This window comes from Sphingopyxis sp. MG (genome assembly GCF_002953155.1).
Lineage (GTDB): Bacteria > Pseudomonadota > Alphaproteobacteria > Sphingomonadales > Sphingomonadaceae > Sphingopyxis > Sphingopyxis granuli.
Window position 1 is genome coordinate 364,688 of record NZ_CP026381.1, and the last position, 16,107, is coordinate 380,794.

Below are 16,107 nucleotides of genomic sequence, written 5' to 3' on the forward strand. Positions count from 1 at the left end.
AGAATATTCATGGCTGAAGAGCTGACACTGAACGATTCGAGCCGCCCGGATTCCGGCGGAGACGGGGCAGCACCCGCGACCGGGTCCGTGGTTGTCGATATGGGGCCGGTGACCGCATTCGACATTGCGCGCTGGTCGGCCGCGCTCGGCCTGGCCCTCGACCTGCCCCGCGACGGGATGGCGGTTCCGGCGGCCTTCCTCCCCGCGCTCGCGTGCGCCGCATGCGAGCAAGGCGGCCTCCTGCCGCGGCTGTTCGGCGCCGGCGGAGAGGGCGTGGCGCCGCCGCAGGTCATCCGGATCCGCACGCACCTGTCGGGCGAGATCGCCGTCGGCCAGCCGGTGCGCGTGTCGCTGTCGGCGGGACCGGTCGAGGATTACGAGGAAAGCGCGGTCGGCGCGGGGCGAGCGGTCCGGATCGCCGCCGGAATATCGGGCGATGGCGGCGCCTCGTCTTCTATCGTCGAACTCACCATATTGCAGCGAAACGCCGGGCCTGCGCCAACGGGCCGCTCGCGATGGCCGCAGCCGCTCGTGGCCAACGACAATCGCTTCTGGTGGGACGGGGTCGATCGCGGGCTTCTGCTCATCCAGCGCTGCAAGGAATGCGGGACGCTTCGCCATCCGCCCGGGCCGAGCTGCCCCGCCTGCGGGTCGCTGTCGTGGGATACGGTCACCGCATCGGGCCGCGGCACGGTCCACAGCTTCACGATCAACCATTCGCGGCTGGGCGATCTGCCGTCGCCTTATGTCGTTGGCCTGATCGCGCTCGACGAAGGCGTTCGCATCGTCAGCAACATCGTCGGAATCGATCCCGCGGACGTCCGGATCGGTATGGAGGTAGAGGTCCGGTTCCGGCCCGCGAACAGCCTCGAACGCGCGATGCCGCTGTTCGTCCCCGCGGACGGAGACGGGATCCTTCCCGCGTGCCTCGGTGCCGAGACCGGGCTGGAACCGGTCGATATCGAGCTTCCGGCCGCGCGCGTCGCGGGCGCCGCGGTCGCCGGCAACAACCTGTCGCCGCTGCATCGCGACCCCGCCGCCGCGCGCGCCGCGGGCTATGCGGCGACCGTCCTCGACCTCGCGAGCGCGGCCGCCTTCGCGCACGATTATCTGCGCCGGCACGATCCGGGACGCATCGAAATGTTCGAGGTCGCGGCGGGTCGGCCCGTGCTGGCGGACACCGTCCTCACGATCCGGGGGAGCCCGTCCGGCGCGCACGACTTCGCGATTACCGCATCGACACCGCTCGGCGGCGGGTTCGAGGCGCAGTTCAGCATTCGGGATAGCGAGACAAGCAAATGACCAGTTCAACCAGCTTTCCGACCGGAAAGACCGCGATCGTCGGCATCGGCGCCACCGAATTTTCCAAACAGTCGGGCCGGTCCGAACTGCAACTGGCGATCGAGGCCACGCAGCACGCGCTGCGCGACGCCGGTCTCAAGCCCTCCGACATCGACGGCCTGGTGACCTTCATGTCGGACACCAGCTCCGAAATCGACGTGGCGCGCAGCCTCGGCATGCAGGGGCTGCGCTTCTTTACCCGCACGCCATACGGCGGCGGCGGCACCTGCGCGACGATCATGCTCGCGTCGCTGGCCGTCAATGCCGGGCTCGCCGATTATGTCGTCTGCTATCGCGCGTTCAACGAACGGTCGGGGAACCGCTTCGGCGCTCCCGCCGTCCCGGTGGCGACCTCGCAGGGCATCAACATGGGCTGGTACACCACGTTCGGCCTGGCCACCCCCGCCTCGTTCATCGCGATGGTCGCGCGGCGCTACATGCATGAATATGGCGCGACGAGCGAGGATTTCGGCCGCGTCGCCGTTGCGTGCCGCAAGCATGCGGCCACCAATCCCAATGCCTGGTTCTACGAAAAGCCGATCACGATCGAGGAACATCAGGCCTCGCGCTGGATCGTCGATCCGCTTCACCTTCTCGATTGCTGCCAGGAAAGCGACGGCGGCGTCGCGGTGGTCGTGACGAGCGCGGAGCGCGCGCGCGACCTTCCGCATCGTCCCGTTCATATCGCGGGCGCCGCGCAAGGCGCGGCGGCGGGGCAGGAGGCGATGACGAGCTATGCGCGCGACGACATCGCCTGCCTTCCGGAAATGGCGATGGTCGGTCGGCAGCTCTGGGCGCAGAGCGGCATGGCGCCTTCCGACATCGACTGCGCGATCCTCTACGATCATTTCACCCCCTTCGTCCTGCTCCAACTCGAGGAACTGGGTTTTTGCGCGCGGGGGGAGGCGCGGCACTTCATCGCCGGCGGCAATATCGAACATGGCGGGAAACTGCCGATCAACCTGCACGGCGGCCAGCTCGGAGAGGCGTATATCCACGGCATGAACGGCCTGAACGAAGCGGTGCGCCAGATTCGGGGCACCGCCGTCAACCAGGTCGAGGATTGCCGCAACGTGCTGGTGACCGCAGGAACCGGGGTGCCGACCAGCGGGGTCGTGCTGCGCGCCGATGCATGACATGATGGCGAGAGAGTTGGAGCCGATGCCCGTCCCTTCCGAATCCGCAGAATCCGCCCCGACATCGGCGGCGCGCCCCTACCGCCCGGCGGACGCGGGGCCGCTCTGGAGCCAGGCCGGGCAGATGACGATCCCCGGCCTGCTCGCCGAAGCCGTGCGTCAATGGCCCGATCGGACCTTTCTGGAATTCGGCGACGTCTCCTACAGCTTCGCCGCGTTCGACCGCGAGGCGGACCGGCTCGCCCGCGGGCTGGAGGCGCAGGGGGTGGTCAAGGGCGCGACGGTCACGACGATGCTCGACAACAGCGACGACGCCGTCCTCATCTGGTTCGCGATCAACAAGCTGGGCGCGATCGCGGTGCCGCTCAACACCGCCCTGAAGGGCGGCTTCCTCAGCCACCAGATCAACGACGCGGGATCGGCACTGCTGATCGCGGAGGCGCATTACATCCCGCGCGTGACGGCGATCCGGTCCGAACTGACGGCGCTGCGCACCATCATCGCGCGCGGGGGTCAGGGCGATGAACTTCCCGACTTCTCGCTCCTGCGCGCATGCGGCGACGAGCCCGTCGCGTCGCGGGTCGAGCCCGGCGACATCGCGCTGATCATCTACACCTCCGGCACCACCGGGCCGTCGAAGGGCTGCGCGCTCCCGCACGGCTATGTCCTGACCATGAGCGGCCGGGTCCGCGAGGCGACCGACCGCCGCCAGGACGATGTCGTGCTCAGCCCGCTGCCGCTTTTCCACATCGCCGCGACCACGAACCTGATCCTCGCCTCGATGATGGTCGGTGCCCGGTCGGTCCTGCTCGAACGCTTTTCGCTCGGTCGCTTCTGGTGCGAGGTCGAGGCGAGCGGGGCGACGCAGGTCAATCTGATGGGGTCGATGATCGCGCTGATCGCCCACGCCCCCGACAGCGACGTCGCGGCGCGCTGCTTCGGCCAGGTGCGCTGTGCGCTGGGGGTTCCCTTTCCGCCCCCGATCGAGACGATCTGGCGCGAACGCTTCGGAACGGCGATCGTCGGGAACCATGCGTTCGGCATGACCGAGGCGGCGCCGGTCGCCTATCGTCGCATCGGCCGGGAAAGGCCGGGGACGTCGGGCATCTTGTCGCCCGACTTCGATGCGCGCGTCGTCGACGACCGGGGCGAGGAATGCCCGCCCGGCGTGCCCGGCGAACTGCTGCTGCGCCCGGTGCGCCCCAATGTCATGTTCACCGGCTACTGGGGGCGCCCGGTCGAAACGATGGCGGTGTTCGGCGACCTCTGGTTCCACTCGGGCGACATCGTGTCGATCGACGCCGACGGCTATCTGACCTTCGTCGATCGCAAGAAGGATTATCTGCGCCGCGGCGGCGAGAATATTTCGAGCTTCGAGATCGAGGCGGTCTTTCGCGCTCATCCCGCGATCGAGGATGTGGCGGTCCACGCCGTTCCGTCCGAGGTGTCGGAGGACGAGCTGAAGGTGGTGGCGATTCCGCGCGACGGCATGACGGTCGACGCGGAAGAGCTGTGCCGGTGGTCGATCGAGCGCGTTCCCTATTACGCCGTTCCCCGCTTCATCGAGTTCCGCACCGAACTGCCGCGCACGCCCACCGGGCGCGTGATGAAGCACCGCTTGCGCGCCGAGGGCATCACCGCCGCGACCTGGGATCGTGCGTCGTCGTCGATCGTGATCGAAAAAAGATGACTCGGCTTCCTCGATGGCAGGGCGGCCGCCGCGCCGCTGCGGGCGCCGCTGTGCCCGCCGGAGCGCGCGCATGATCCGCCCGCTCGAACTGACCGCCATCCCCGCCGGGGACGAGGCACTTCGCGGCGAGGTCCGGGCCTTTCTGGACCGGGAACTGCGCGAAATGCCCGCCGGCCGCCGCGCGCGATCATGGCTCGGCTATGACGCCGCCTTCAGCGCCCGCCTCGCCGAACGCGGCTGGGTGGGGCTGACGCTGCCACGCCGCCTTGGCGGCGGCGGGCGAAGCCATTTCGCGCGCTTCGTCCTCAACGAGGAACTGCTCGCCGCCGGTGCGCCGGTCGCCGCGCATTGGATCGCCGAACGGCAGAGCGCGCCGCTGCTGCTGAACTTCGGCACCGAGGCCCAGCAGGCGCGCTACATTCCGCGGATATGCCGCGGCGAGGCGCATTTCTGCATCGGCATGAGCGAGCCGGGGGCGGGGTCCGACCTGGCCGGCGTCCGCACCAGCGCCACCCCGTCGGGCGGCGGCTGGCGGCTCAACGGATCGAAAATCTGGACGACGAACGGCCATCTCGCCCACTTCATGATCGCGCTCGTCCGCACGTCGGGGAAGCCCGGCGATCGGCAAAAGGGGCTGTCGCAGTTCATCGTCGATCTTTCGCTGCCCGGCGTGACGCGCCGGCCGATCCTCGATCTGGCGGGGGACGCGCATTTTGCCGAAGTACATTTCGACGACGTCGAACTGGGCGAGGATGCGCTCGTCGGGCGCGAGGGCGAAGGCTGGGCGCAGGTGATGAAGGAACTGGCCTTCGAACGCAGCGGCCCCGAACGCCTCTATTCGAGCATGGTGCTGCTGGACCGGTGGCTGGCCTTCGTGCGCAGCCGCCGCGAGACGACCGCGACCGACCGCGCGCTCGCCGGCCGGCTGATCGCGGAGCTCGGCGCGCTGCGGCAGATGTCCCTCGCGGTCACCGCACGACTCGACGACCCCGAAAGCCCGGTCACCGAGGCGTCGATCGTCAAGGATCTGGGGACCCGTTTCGAACAGGATGTTCCCGAACGGATCGCCGAGCATCTCGCCTCGCTCGGCACGCCGATCCCGGCCGACCTCGCCGCGGCGCTGGACTATACCGCCGCGATGGCGCCCTCCTTCTCGCTGCGCGGCGGAACGCGGGAAGTGCTGCGCGGGATCATCGCGCGCGGATTGGGGCTTCGCTGATGACGATCGATCCGCTTCTGCTCGAACAGTTCGACCGCTGCCTGCGCGCGGCGGACGCCGCCGACCCGTGGGGCGAACTTCTCGCCGCGGGTTTCCTCGACCTGTGCCGGCCCGAATCCGAAGGCGGCGCCGGGGTCGGGATCGACGGCCTCTTCGGCCTCGCGGTCGCCGCGGCCCGGCTGCGCCCCGCGCTGCCGGTCGTGCAGACCATCGTGGCGCGCCGCCACGAGCCGGACGCGCTCGCGGTCGCGGATATCGAACGGTTTCTCGTCGATCGCGGCTGCGCCGACGTTGCCCGGCCGCTCGCCGCCCTGCTCGCCGCGGGCTCGATGGTCGGCCTCATGGAGGCGCTGCTCGACATGACCGTCGACTATGCGCGTGTCCGCGAGCAGTTCGGCGGGCCCATCGCGCGTTTTCAGGCGGTGCAGCACCAGATCGCGGTGATGGCGGAGCATGTCTTCGCTGCGCGCATCGCCACCGAAGCGGCCTTTGCCGGGTGGCGGCGTCCGCCCCGGGATGCGCTGGTGGCCATCGCCAAGTCCCGCGCCACGCGCGCGGCCCGCGTCGTCACGGCGACCGCCCATGCGGTCCATGGCGCGATCGGCATCAGCGGGGAGCATGCGCTGGGCGGTCTTGCCGCGCGGTTGCGGGCGCTCGGCATGGCGCACGGCGGCGCCACCTATTGGGACGAACGGCTGGGGGCCGCGGTGCTCGACGACGACGCACCGGCGATCGAGATCGTCGTCGGCCTGCAGCGTTCGACGTGAAGGAGAATCGAAATGGAATTGGGTCCGCATGTTTCGGCCGTCGTGACCGGCGGCGCGTCGGGTCTCGGCGAGGCGACGGCGCGGCGTCTCGCCTCGCACGGCGTCCGGGTGGCGCTGTTCGACATCGATCGTGAACGCGGCGAACGGATCGCGGCGGACATCGGCGGCCTGTTCTGTCCGGTCGATGTTTCGGACATGGAGAGCGTCGCCGCCGGGCTGGCGCAGGCCCGCGCCGCGCATGGGCAGGAGCGTATCCTGGTCAATTGCGCCGGGGTGGGCGGCGGCGCCAGGACCGCCGGCCGCGACCGCGAGACGGGTGAGGCGCGCCTCTATCCGATGGCGAATTTCGAGCGGATCATCGATATCAACCTGCTGGGGACGTTCCGCTGCATCACCAGCAGCGCGGCCGGGATGCTCGCGCTCGAACCCGACGCGGAAGGCGAGCGCGGGGTGATCGTCAACACCGCCTCGATCGCCGCAAAAGAAGGCCAGATCGGCCAGGTCGCCTATTCCGCCTCGAAGGCGGGCATCGTCGGGCTGACGCTCAACGTCGCGCGCGATCTCGCGTCGGAGGGGATCAGGGTCAACACGATCCTGCCGGGTCTGTTCGACACGCCGCTCCTCGCCCGCACGCCCGAGGCGGTGCGGCAGAGCCTGGCCTCGCAGGTCCCCTTTCCGAAGCGGCTGGGCCGGGTCGACGAATTCGCGCAGCTCGCGGAGACGATGATTACCTGCGGATATTTCAACGGCGAGCACGTCCGGCTCGACGGAGCGATCCGGATGCAGCCGCGATAGGCCGGCCCGACAGGGCACGGATCGAAACATCAGGAAAGGGAAACGGGAAATGCCGGAAGCATGGATCATCGACGCGTGCCGAACGCCGCGCGGCATCGGCAAGCAGGGCAAGGGCGCGCTCGCCGACATCCACCCGCAGCAACTCGGCGCCACGGTGCTGCGCGCGCTGGTGGAGCGAACGGGAATCGACACGCGCGACGTCGACGACGTGATCTGGGGAACGAGCGCGCAGGTTCATACGCAGGGCGGCGACCTCGGCCGGATGACCGCGCTCGATGCCGGTTTCGCGGTCGAGAGCAGCGGCATCACGCTCGATCGCTTTTGCGGCTCGGGCATCAGCGCCGTGAATTTCGCGGCCGCCACGATCATGGCGGGGCAGGAGGATCTCGTCGTCGCGGGCGGCACGGAGATGATGTCGATGCCGGGACGGCGCGGCAGCGACAAACCGTCGGTCATGGATTGCGGCAATCTGCACCTGCGCGCCGCTCATCCCCAGTCGCATCAGGGCGTCGCCGCCGACGCGATCGCGACGATCGAAGGGATTTTCCGCGCCGATCTCGATGCGCTCGCGCTGCTCAGCCAGCAGCGCGCCGATCATGCGATCCGGGGCGGCCACTTCGATCGCAGCCTTGTCCGCGTCGTGCGCGAGGATAGCTCCGTCGCGCTCGACCGCGAGGAATTTCCCCGGCCGAACACGACGCTGGAAAGCCTGGCGGCGCTCAAGCCCTCCTTCGCCGCGCTTGCCGACATCGTGGTCGACGCGGACGGCACCACCTATCGCGACCTCGTCACCCGGGCATTCCCCGGGCTCGAGATCGACCATGTCCATCACGCGGGCAATTCCTCCGGCGTCGTCGACGGGTCGGCCGCCCTGCTCCTTGCATCGCCCGACTATGCGCGCGCGCATGGCCTGAAACCGCGCGCCCGCGTGGTTGCGATGGCCAATGCCGGGGATTCGCCGACGCTGATGCTCAACGCCCCCGTTCCGGCGGCCCGGAAAATCCTGCGCAAGACCGGAATGGAACTCGCGGACATCGACCTCTTCGAAGTGAACGAGGCGTTCGCCGTGGTGGCCGAGAAGTTCATCCGCGATCTCGATCTCGACCGCGAGAAGGTCAATGTGAACGGCGGGGCCATGGCGCTCGGCCATCCGATCGGCGCCACCGGTGCGATCCTGATCGGCACGATCCTCGACGAACTCGAACGGCGCGACCTCGAACGCGGGCTGGTCACCATGTGCGCGGCCGGCGGCATGGCGCCCGCGATCATCATCGAACGGATCGGCTGATCCCGGTCGCTGCGAAGGAAGGGGTTTCGAGTGGCTGAAGACAGCGAACTGGAACTGCTGCGCGAAAGCGTCCGGCGGCTCGTCGAACGGAAGCGGCCGGCGGTCTGGAACTCGGCCGGCGCGACCGGACGCTGCGATCCCGACGTCTGGGCCGCCGTCCGCGACAGCGGTCTGCTGCTCGCCGGGCTCGACCCCGCGCATGGAGGCTTCGACCGGGGCTTGGCCGCGGCGGCGGTCGTGCTCGAAGAAACGGGGCGTGGGCTTTTCGACGCCCCCGTTCTGGCGAACATGATCGGCCTCCAGCTTCTCCAGCGCGCGGCCGATCGATCCGCCCGCGCGGCCGCCTGTCTGGCGTCGGTGATCGAGGGCAGCGAGCGGCTGGCGTTCGGCTGGTCCGAACCGGGGGCTCGTTTCGGCCGGACGGGCACCACGGTCCACCATGTCGACGGCGATCGCATTCGCCTGTCCGGATGCAAGATGGTGGTGATTGGCGGCGGCGATGCCGACACGCTGATCGTCGCGTCGCAGTCGGCCGAGGGGACGCCGGCCTTGCTGCTCGTTCCCGCCGCGACCGCCGGCGTCGAGTGCGACGGCTATGCGCTGATCGACAATCAAGGCGGCGCCGATATCCGCTTCGACGACGTCGACCTGCCATTCGATTGCCTGATCGCGGAGGGGGCGGAGGCGCAGGCGATTCTCGACGATGGGCTCGACTTCGCGGCGCTCGCCGCGACGAGCCAGGCGCTTGGTGCCATGCAGGCCCTGTTCGACCTGACGCTGGACCATGTGAAGCAGCGGGTGCAGTTCGGGCGTGCGATCGGCGCGAACCAGGTCGTCCAGCATCGGCTTGTGGACCTGCTGCGCATGATCGCCGAAACGCGGGTCGCCACCGGGGCGGCTTTCGCTGCACTTGCGGCGGGCACGGCGGACCGAAGCCTCGCGGTCGCGACCGCCCGCGTGCTGGGATGCCGGGCGGCGCGCAAGGTCGGTCAGGATGCGGTGCAGTTTCACGGCGCGATCGGCACGACCGACGAAAGTGTCGTCAGCCATTATTTCCGAAAGCTGATCTTCCTGTCGACGATCTTCGGCGACGCCGGGCATCATTGCGACCGGTTCGCCGCGCTCGACGATGGCGAACTGGGCGGGGCGGCGGGGCCGCTATCGGAAGCCGAGGCGACGTTCTGCGAAGAAATCCGGGCCTTCGTCGAGGCCGAATTGTCGCCAGAGACGCGGGCCATCACGGCGGCTGGAGGCACGCCGCCGCAGGCCCTTCGCCTCGAATGGGAGCAGGCCCTCGGCCGCAAGGGCTGGTTCGCTTACAGTTGGCCCGAGGCGGAGGGCGGTCCGGGCTTTTCGGTGGTCGAGCAGTTCCTGTTCGAGACCATCACCGCAGAGATGAACGCGCCGCGGCTGCCGCTGTTCGGGATCAAGATGGCCGGGCCGATCCTCAATGCGTTCGGCACCGCCGAGCAGAAGGCGCGCCATCTACCGGGGATCATGGCGGGCACGACCTCCTGGTGTCAGGGCTATTCGGAGCCCGGGGCGGGCAGCGACCTTGCCTCGCTCCAGACGCGCGCGGAACGGCACGGCGATCATTATGTCGTGAACGGCCAGAAGATCTGGACCACCGCGGCGCAGCACGCCGACTGGATCTTCATGCTCGTCCGGACGAGCCGCGAGGAAAGGCGACAGGACGGCATCACCTTCCTGCTTGCCGACATGCGCTCGCCCGGCATCACGGTGCGGCCCATCATCTCGGCCGACGGACATCACGGCTTCAACGAGGTCTTCTTCCAGGACGTCGAAGTGCCCGCCGAGAATCGTGTCGGCGAAGAGGGGCGCGGCTGGTCGATCGCCAAATATCTGCTGTCGCACGAACGATTAGGGGTGCTTGGATCGCTCGCCTTGCGTCAGGCCATGGGCCGCGCGGTCCGTTCGGCCGGGCGGCTCGACGCCGCCGGTCGCCCCTTCGGCGACCACCCCGCCCTGAAGGCCCGGCTGACGATGCTGAAGATACGGATGCGCGCCCTCGACGCGTGGATCGCGCGCCTGCTCGCCGATATTCGGGAAACCGGCTCGGTTGGGCAGGACGTGTCGATGGCGATGATCGCCGCGACATTACTCGGCCAGGACATCGCCGAGTTCAACATGGAGATGCTCGGCGAGGACGCGCTGCCCTTTTCGTTCGCCGACAGTCGCGCGCCCGAACGCCGGTTCGGTCCGGCGGAGGATTTCACCCGGACGGCGACCGCCAACTATATCTACCAGCGCGTCTTCACCATCCTGGGCGGCACCACGGAGATCCAGAAGAACATCATCGCCAAGTCGATCCTCGGGCTTCCGTCCTGAGGCGACACCGGACAGGATCGCAAAAAGCGCTTGCTATCATGATCCTGTTCAATATGGTATAGAACCATACGGAATAGTCGGCCATGATCGGTCGGCTCGGGCGTTCGATGTCCGTGCGGTCGCGCACGGTTCGAGGCGCTCCGACAGCGGAGGCCACGGGTGAGGGAATTTGTCACTACGCAAACCGACGGGCGCGTCCTGACGGTCACGATCAACCGGCCCGACGTGATGAACGCGCTGCATCACGCCGCGCACGAGGAACTGGCCGCCACCTTCGATGCGTTCGCGGCCGACGCCGATCTGTGGGTCGCGATCGTGACCGGAGCGGGCGACCGGGCCTTCTGCGCGGGCAACGACCTGAAGGCCACCGCCGCGACGCCGCTCAAGGACCGCAAGCCCTTTCCGCCCTCGGGTTTCGGAGGCATCACCCATCGCAGCGATCTCACCAAGCCGGTGATCGCGGCGGTCAACGGCATCGCCTTCGGCGGCGGCTTCGAGATCGCGCTTGCGAGCGACATCATCGTCGCGTCGGACAGGGCGGTGTTCGCCCTGCCCGAACCGCTGGTCGGGCTGGCCGCCGTCGCCGGCGGAATCCACCGGCTCGCGCGCATGATTCCGATGAAGCAGGCGATGGGCATGCTGCTCACCGGGCGGCGCGTCGATGCGGCCGAAGGACGCGAGCTCGGTTTCGTCAACGAGGTCGTGCCGCACGACCAACTGATGGCGAGCGCGCGCGACTGGGCGGACCGGATCCTGAAATGTTCGCCGCTCGCGGTGCGGGCGACCAAGCAATGCGCCTATGCGGGGCTCGAGCATGGCGGCGTCCATGCGGCGCTCGCGGCCGAATATCCGGCGCTCAAGGCCATGCGCGCGAGTGAGGATTTCATCGAGGGACCGCGCGCCTTCGCCGGCAAGCGCCAACCCATATGGGTCGGCCGCTGAGCCCGGCGTCGGCAGGGATTCACCAACAGATCGAGGGATGAGCATGACAGGAACATCACAGGCGAAAGGCCAGCCCGACGGCGGCGCGCTCTCGAAGGCGGTCATCGGCACCTATGAGGAAGGGCTGAAGATCGTCGGCAGGAAAAGCGACGTGCACACGGCCGATTTCTCGGCGACCGAGGCGATCACCCAGTTTTTCGCCGGCAGCATCGAAGACGCCAATCCAAGCTATTGGGACGCCGAATATGCCGAGGCGCAGTGGGGCGGCATCGTCGCTCCGATGGGGCTGCTGGCGACCCTGTCGAAGGCGCTTCCATGGCGGCCGGGCGGCGTCGAAACCCGCCGCAACATCGTGTTCAGCGTCCCGCTTCCGGGTGCCACCGTGATCAATGCTTCGGCCGAAACCGAATTCTTTCGTCCGATCCTGCTCGGCGACCGGATCAGTTCCTACGACGAAGTGTCGGGCATCAGCCCGGAAAAGACGACGCGCCTCGGCACCGGCCACTTCGTCACCGTCGTCACCACCTATCTGAATCAGAATGGCGAGATCGTCGCCCGGAACACCAACAATGTGTTCCGCTTCATTCCGCACGAAAAGGGAGACGCGTGATGGCGATACGGCCGAACAGGACATGGGACGATGCGGCCGAAGGCACCGTCGTGCCGCGGATCGAGCTCGATTTTCCCTACACGCGCGTCGTCTGGGGTGCGGTTGCGTCGATGGACATGTTCCCGGGGCATCATGAAGCGGCTTACGCCCAAAGCCAGGGGCAGAAGACCATCTATGTGAACACGATGGTCTATCAGGCGTTCATCGACCGCGTAGTGACCGACTGGGCGGGACCGGGCGCCTTCATCGTCAAGCGAAAGATGACGATGCAGCGTCCCGTCTATGGCGGCGATCGCATGTACGGCGAAGGCGTCGTGACCCGCCGCTATCGCGACGATCAGGGGCGGGCGCTGGCCGACATCGACATCGACGTCGGCAATGCGGAGGGCGTCTGCTGCCCCGCCAAGGTGACGGTGATGCTCGACGTCGCCCCGCGATCCCTGTCGTGACGGCGTTCGCTCGCCCGGGGCAGGACCCGGGCGGGCGACCCGGCATGGACGGCGACGCGGCGAGCCGCCCCGTCAGGAAAGGACGAAGCCGGCATAACCGTCGCGCGCGACGTCGGCGCAATAGGCGGTGTACCGGCCGAGCCCGCCGACATAGGGCATGAAGATCTCCGGCTTTCCGGCGATGTTGGAGCCCGAATACCAGGATTTCGTCCGGGGATAGAGCGTCGCCTGCGCCACCTCGTTGACATGCTCGACCCAGGCGTCCTGTGCGTCGGGCGATGCCTCGATCGTCTCGAGCCCCCGGTCGCGCATATGGTCGAGGCAGTCCGCGATCCAGTCGACATGCTGCTCGATCGACAGGATGACATTGGCGAGCACGGAGGGGCTGCCCGGGCCGGCGACCACGAACAGGTTCGGAAAACCGGCGATCGACAGACCGAGATAGGTTCGCGGGCCATCGGACCAGGCCTCGCGCATCGTCCGGCCAGCGCGTCCCGTGATGTCCATCGCCAGCAGCGGGCCGGTCATCGCGTCATAGCCGGTCGCGAAGACGATGGCATCGACCGGGCAGGTCCGCCCCGCGGTGACGATGGCGTCGCCGGTGATGGTCGATATCGGGTCCTCGTTCACGTCGACCAGCGTGACGTTCGGACGGTTGAACGTCTCGTAATAGCCGCTGTCGAGGCAGATGCGTTTCGTCCCGATGTGATAATGCGGGGTCAGCTTGTCGGCGACGTCGGGCTGCTCCACCATGTCGCGGATCTTGCGCTGGGCAAATTCGGTCGCCGTCCGGTTCGAATCGGCGTTGATCAGGAGGTCGGTGTACGTCCGCATCAGCAGCGTTCCGCCCCGGTTCCACCATTTCTCATAGTCCGCGGCCCGTTGCTCCTCCGGCACGTCGAGGGCCGATTGGGTCGCGACGTCGGACGGCGGCCTGTAAAGCCCGTTGGGGGACGCCTTGTTCGATCTCGCGATATCCGCGAAATTGCGTCGGCGTTCTTCCACCTGTTGCTCTGTCAGGGGGGCATTCCGGGCGGGAAGGCTGAAATTCGGCGTGCGCTGAAAGACGTAGAGTCGCTCGGCCTGCGCGGCGATGTTCGGGATCGCCTGGATTCCGGACGAGCCGGTCCCGACGACCGCCACCCTGCGCGCGGTGAAGTCGACGCCGTCGTGCGGCCAGCGCCCAGTATGATAGATGTCGCCTTTGAAATCCTCGATTCCCGGCAATGACGGCGTTTGCGGCAGCGACAGCGCGCCGGTCGCCGCGATCAGGAACGGCGCGACGTGGCGCGACCCGTCATCGGCTTCGACCTCCCACTCGGCCGCCGCGTCGACGAAGCGCGCGCGCGTGACGCGGGTATCGAAGACGATGTCGCGGCGCAGGTCGAAGCGGTCGGCGACATGGTTGATATAGGCGAGGATTTCGTCCTGCCGGGCGAAGCGCTCGCTCCACGTCCATTCGCGCTGAAGCGCGTCGGAGAATGTATATTGATAGTCGAGGCTTTCGACGTCGCAACGCGCGCCCGGGTATCGATTCCAGTACCAGGTTCCCCCGACGTCCGACCCGGCTTCGATGACGATCGCCCGTCGCCCGGTCTGCCGCAGCTTGTGGAGCATGTAGAGCCCCGCCAGTCCGGCGCCGATGACGATGACGTCGTGGCGCATGGCGTCGTTGTCGGTCATGATCGGCTGTCTCCATTGGTGCGCGATGCGAAGGCTGCGGTTCGGCCGCGGCGCACGAGGCGTCCGGGAAGCCGGCCGGTGGGGATGCCGTCGCGATAGGTCACTTCTCCGCTGACGATGGTCGCGGCGATTCCGTCGGCCCTTTGCCGCAACCGCCTTCCGCCCGCCGGCAGGTCGTGAAAGACGGCGGGGCCGTGGAGGCGGAGCCGCTCGAGATCGATGATGTTGAGATCGGCCTTCTGTCCGACCGCGATCGTTCCGCGATCGGAAAGGCCGACGGCGTCCGCGGGTATCGCGGACAGCTTGCGCACCGCGTCGGGCAGCGTGAGCCCGGCGCCGGGTGCGGCATCGCGGACCCAGTACGTCAGCAGGAAGGTGGGATAGCTGGCGTCGCAGATCATCCCATAATGCGCCCCGGCATCTCCCAGCGCGACGATCGTGTTGGGATCGCGCAGCAATTCTCCGGCGGCGTCGAGCCTGTGGTCGATGAAATTTCCGCTGGGGCAATAGAGGATGGCTTTGCCGTCGTCCTCCAGCAGGCAGTCGTACAGCAGATCCGCCTTGCGGCGCCCCGCGCGCGCCGCCAGTCGGCCGATCTCCTCGTCTGGCGTCGGATCGTATCGGGGCGGGTCGCCGAGCCGATAATGTTCGCGGTCGAGCGAGACCATGCGAAGCGCCGGAAGATTGTCGGATTGCGGCGTTTCGGCGAGCAGGCGTGCACGGATCGTCGGATCGCGCATTCGGGCGACGCGCTCGGGCAGCGGCAGATCGCGCAGCGGGGCGTAAGAGGGGTTCAGCGAAAAGGGATGATAGGAAAGATCGAGGCCCAGCAGCGTGCCGATCGGACGCGGGAATATCTGCCCGCGAATGGGGGCGCCGGCGGGCTGGTCGGTGGCCAGCCTGTGCCGGAAGATGCGCCACGCATCCTTTTCGCCCGGATAGTTCGGCAGTTGTTCGGCGACGAGCGTGAACGACAACGGACGGCCGGACTTTTCGACCAGGCGCCGCATGAGCGCATATTCGTCCGCAGCAGTCGAATCGACGGCGGCGATGAGCTGGAAGACGCCGTCCCCGGCGCGCCGCAGCCCTTCCGCAAGGCCGAGCAGTTCCTGTTCCGCGGCGTCGACGCTCGGCGACAATTTGCCGGCTTTCGTGCGGTGCAGCAGGAAACGCGAGGTGGATACGCCGATCGCGCCCACCCCGATCGCCTCTTCGACCAGCGCCGCCATGCGTTCGATTTCCCCGGGCGTTGCTGGCGCCCGGTCGACGCCGCGCTGGCCCATGACGAAGACCCGAATGGGGGAGTGGGGTATCTGCACCGCGACATCGATGTCGAATTGCCGCTGATCGAGGAAATCGAGGAATTCCGGAAAGCTGGTCCATGTCCACGGAAGGCCGGCGGCCATCACGACATCGGGGACGTCTTCCACGCCTTCCATCAACGCCAGCAGCGCATCGCGGTCGCCCGGCCGGCACGGCGCGAAGCCGACGCCGCAATTGCCCGTGACGACTGTCGTCACGCCATGCTCCGACGAAGGGGCAAGCCGGTTCTCCCATGTCGCCTGTCCGTCGAAATGCGTGTGGATGTCGATGAAGCCCGGCGTCAGGATGCGGCCGCGCGCATCGATCTCCTCTCGCGCCGGCCCGGTCCGGCCGACCGACGCGATTCGCCCCGACGCGATCCCGACGTCGCCGGAATAGGGTTCGCCGCCCGTGCCGTCGATGATCAGCGCGCCCCTGATGGCCAGATCGAGCATCGTCACATCCTCCCGGCTCCATTATGTATGCTTGAATACTATATTAGTCCATACTATTGTGCGGGCGCGCGTCCGGAACGC

General features: G+C 67.9%; 13 protein-coding genes. 11 read left to right on the top strand and 2 right to left on the bottom strand.

All coding sequences use genetic code 11. The annotated features are described in order from the left end of the window. The first annotated feature begins 9 nt into the window (after positions 1–9). The 11 genes from C3E99_RS01680 to C3E99_RS01730 all read left to right on the top strand — a co-directional run bounded on the left by C3E99_RS01680 (position 10) and on the right by C3E99_RS01730 (position 12,586). Positions 10–1,302: a Zn-ribbon domain-containing OB-fold protein gene (locus C3E99_RS01680; RefSeq protein WP_158682046.1), complete on the top strand. Its 1,293-nt coding sequence runs from the start codon at positions 10–12 to the stop codon at positions 1,300–1,302. Beyond that, positions 1,299–2,477 (top strand): lipid-transfer protein, encoded by a 1,179-nt coding sequence (locus C3E99_RS01685; protein ID WP_067105187.1) that lies wholly within the window; start codon positions 1,299–1,301, stop codon positions 2,475–2,477. Before C3E99_RS01680 ends, C3E99_RS01685 begins: the two co-directional genes overlap by 4 nt. Before the next feature lie 25 nt (positions 2,478–2,502). After that, positions 2,503–4,167, top strand: a complete 1,665-nt coding sequence (locus tag C3E99_RS01690) for an AMP-binding protein (RefSeq protein ID WP_083674989.1) — start codon at positions 2,503–2,505, stop codon at positions 4,165–4,167. A 70-nt stretch (positions 4,168–4,237) separates the two neighbouring features. Beyond that, positions 4,238–5,386, top strand: coding sequence for an acyl-CoA dehydrogenase family protein (locus C3E99_RS01695; RefSeq protein ID WP_076074052.1), 1,149 nt, complete (start codon positions 4,238–4,240; stop codon positions 5,384–5,386). Continuing rightward, the gene (locus tag C3E99_RS01700; RefSeq protein WP_067105185.1) at positions 5,386–6,153 is read left to right on the top strand and encodes an acyl-CoA dehydrogenase family protein; all 768 of its coding nucleotides are present in this window, start codon (positions 5,386–5,388) and stop codon (positions 6,151–6,153) included. The genes C3E99_RS01695 and C3E99_RS01700 overlap by 1 nt, the downstream gene beginning before the upstream one ends. Before the next feature lie 12 nt (positions 6,154–6,165). Next, positions 6,166–6,948 (top strand): SDR family NAD(P)-dependent oxidoreductase, encoded by a 783-nt coding sequence (locus C3E99_RS01705; RefSeq protein WP_076074055.1) that lies wholly within the window; start codon positions 6,166–6,168, stop codon positions 6,946–6,948. 49 nt (positions 6,949–6,997) lie between these two features. Continuing rightward, the gene (locus C3E99_RS01710) at positions 6,998–8,236 is read left to right on the top strand and encodes an acetyl-CoA C-acetyltransferase (RefSeq protein WP_076074058.1); all 1,239 of its coding nucleotides are present in this window, start codon (positions 6,998–7,000) and stop codon (positions 8,234–8,236) included. 30 nt (positions 8,237–8,266) lie between these two features. Beyond that, positions 8,267–10,585, top strand: a complete 2,319-nt coding sequence (locus C3E99_RS01715) for an acyl-CoA dehydrogenase (RefSeq protein ID WP_083674992.1) — start codon at positions 8,267–8,269, stop codon at positions 10,583–10,585. Positions 10,586–10,744: 159 nt separating this feature from the next. Then, on the top strand, positions 10,745–11,527 hold the full coding sequence (locus C3E99_RS01720; protein ID WP_067105181.1) for an enoyl-CoA hydratase-related protein: 783 nt from the start codon (positions 10,745–10,747) through the stop codon (positions 11,525–11,527). A gap of 43 nt (positions 11,528–11,570) precedes the next feature. Beyond that, on the top strand, positions 11,571–12,137 hold the full coding sequence (locus tag C3E99_RS01725) for an FAS1-like dehydratase domain-containing protein (protein ID WP_067105180.1): 567 nt from the start codon (positions 11,571–11,573) through the stop codon (positions 12,135–12,137). After that, positions 12,137–12,586, top strand: coding sequence for a MaoC/PaaZ C-terminal domain-containing protein (locus tag C3E99_RS01730; protein ID WP_076074060.1), 450 nt, complete (start codon positions 12,137–12,139; stop codon positions 12,584–12,586). The genes C3E99_RS01725 and C3E99_RS01730 overlap by 1 nt, the downstream gene beginning before the upstream one ends. A gap of 72 nt (positions 12,587–12,658) precedes the next feature. Here C3E99_RS01730 and C3E99_RS01735 read toward each other — a convergent pair whose 3' ends face one another. After that, positions 12,659–14,269, bottom strand: a complete 1,611-nt coding sequence (locus C3E99_RS01735) for a flavin-containing monooxygenase (RefSeq protein WP_076074063.1) — start codon at positions 14,267–14,269, stop codon at positions 12,659–12,661. Then, entirely contained in the window at positions 14,266–16,026 is a 1,761-nt protein-coding gene (locus C3E99_RS01740) for an N-acyl-D-amino-acid deacylase family protein (RefSeq protein ID WP_076074066.1), read from the bottom strand. Before C3E99_RS01740 ends, C3E99_RS01735 begins: the two co-directional genes overlap by 4 nt. Positions 16,027–16,107 lie beyond the last annotated feature (81 nt).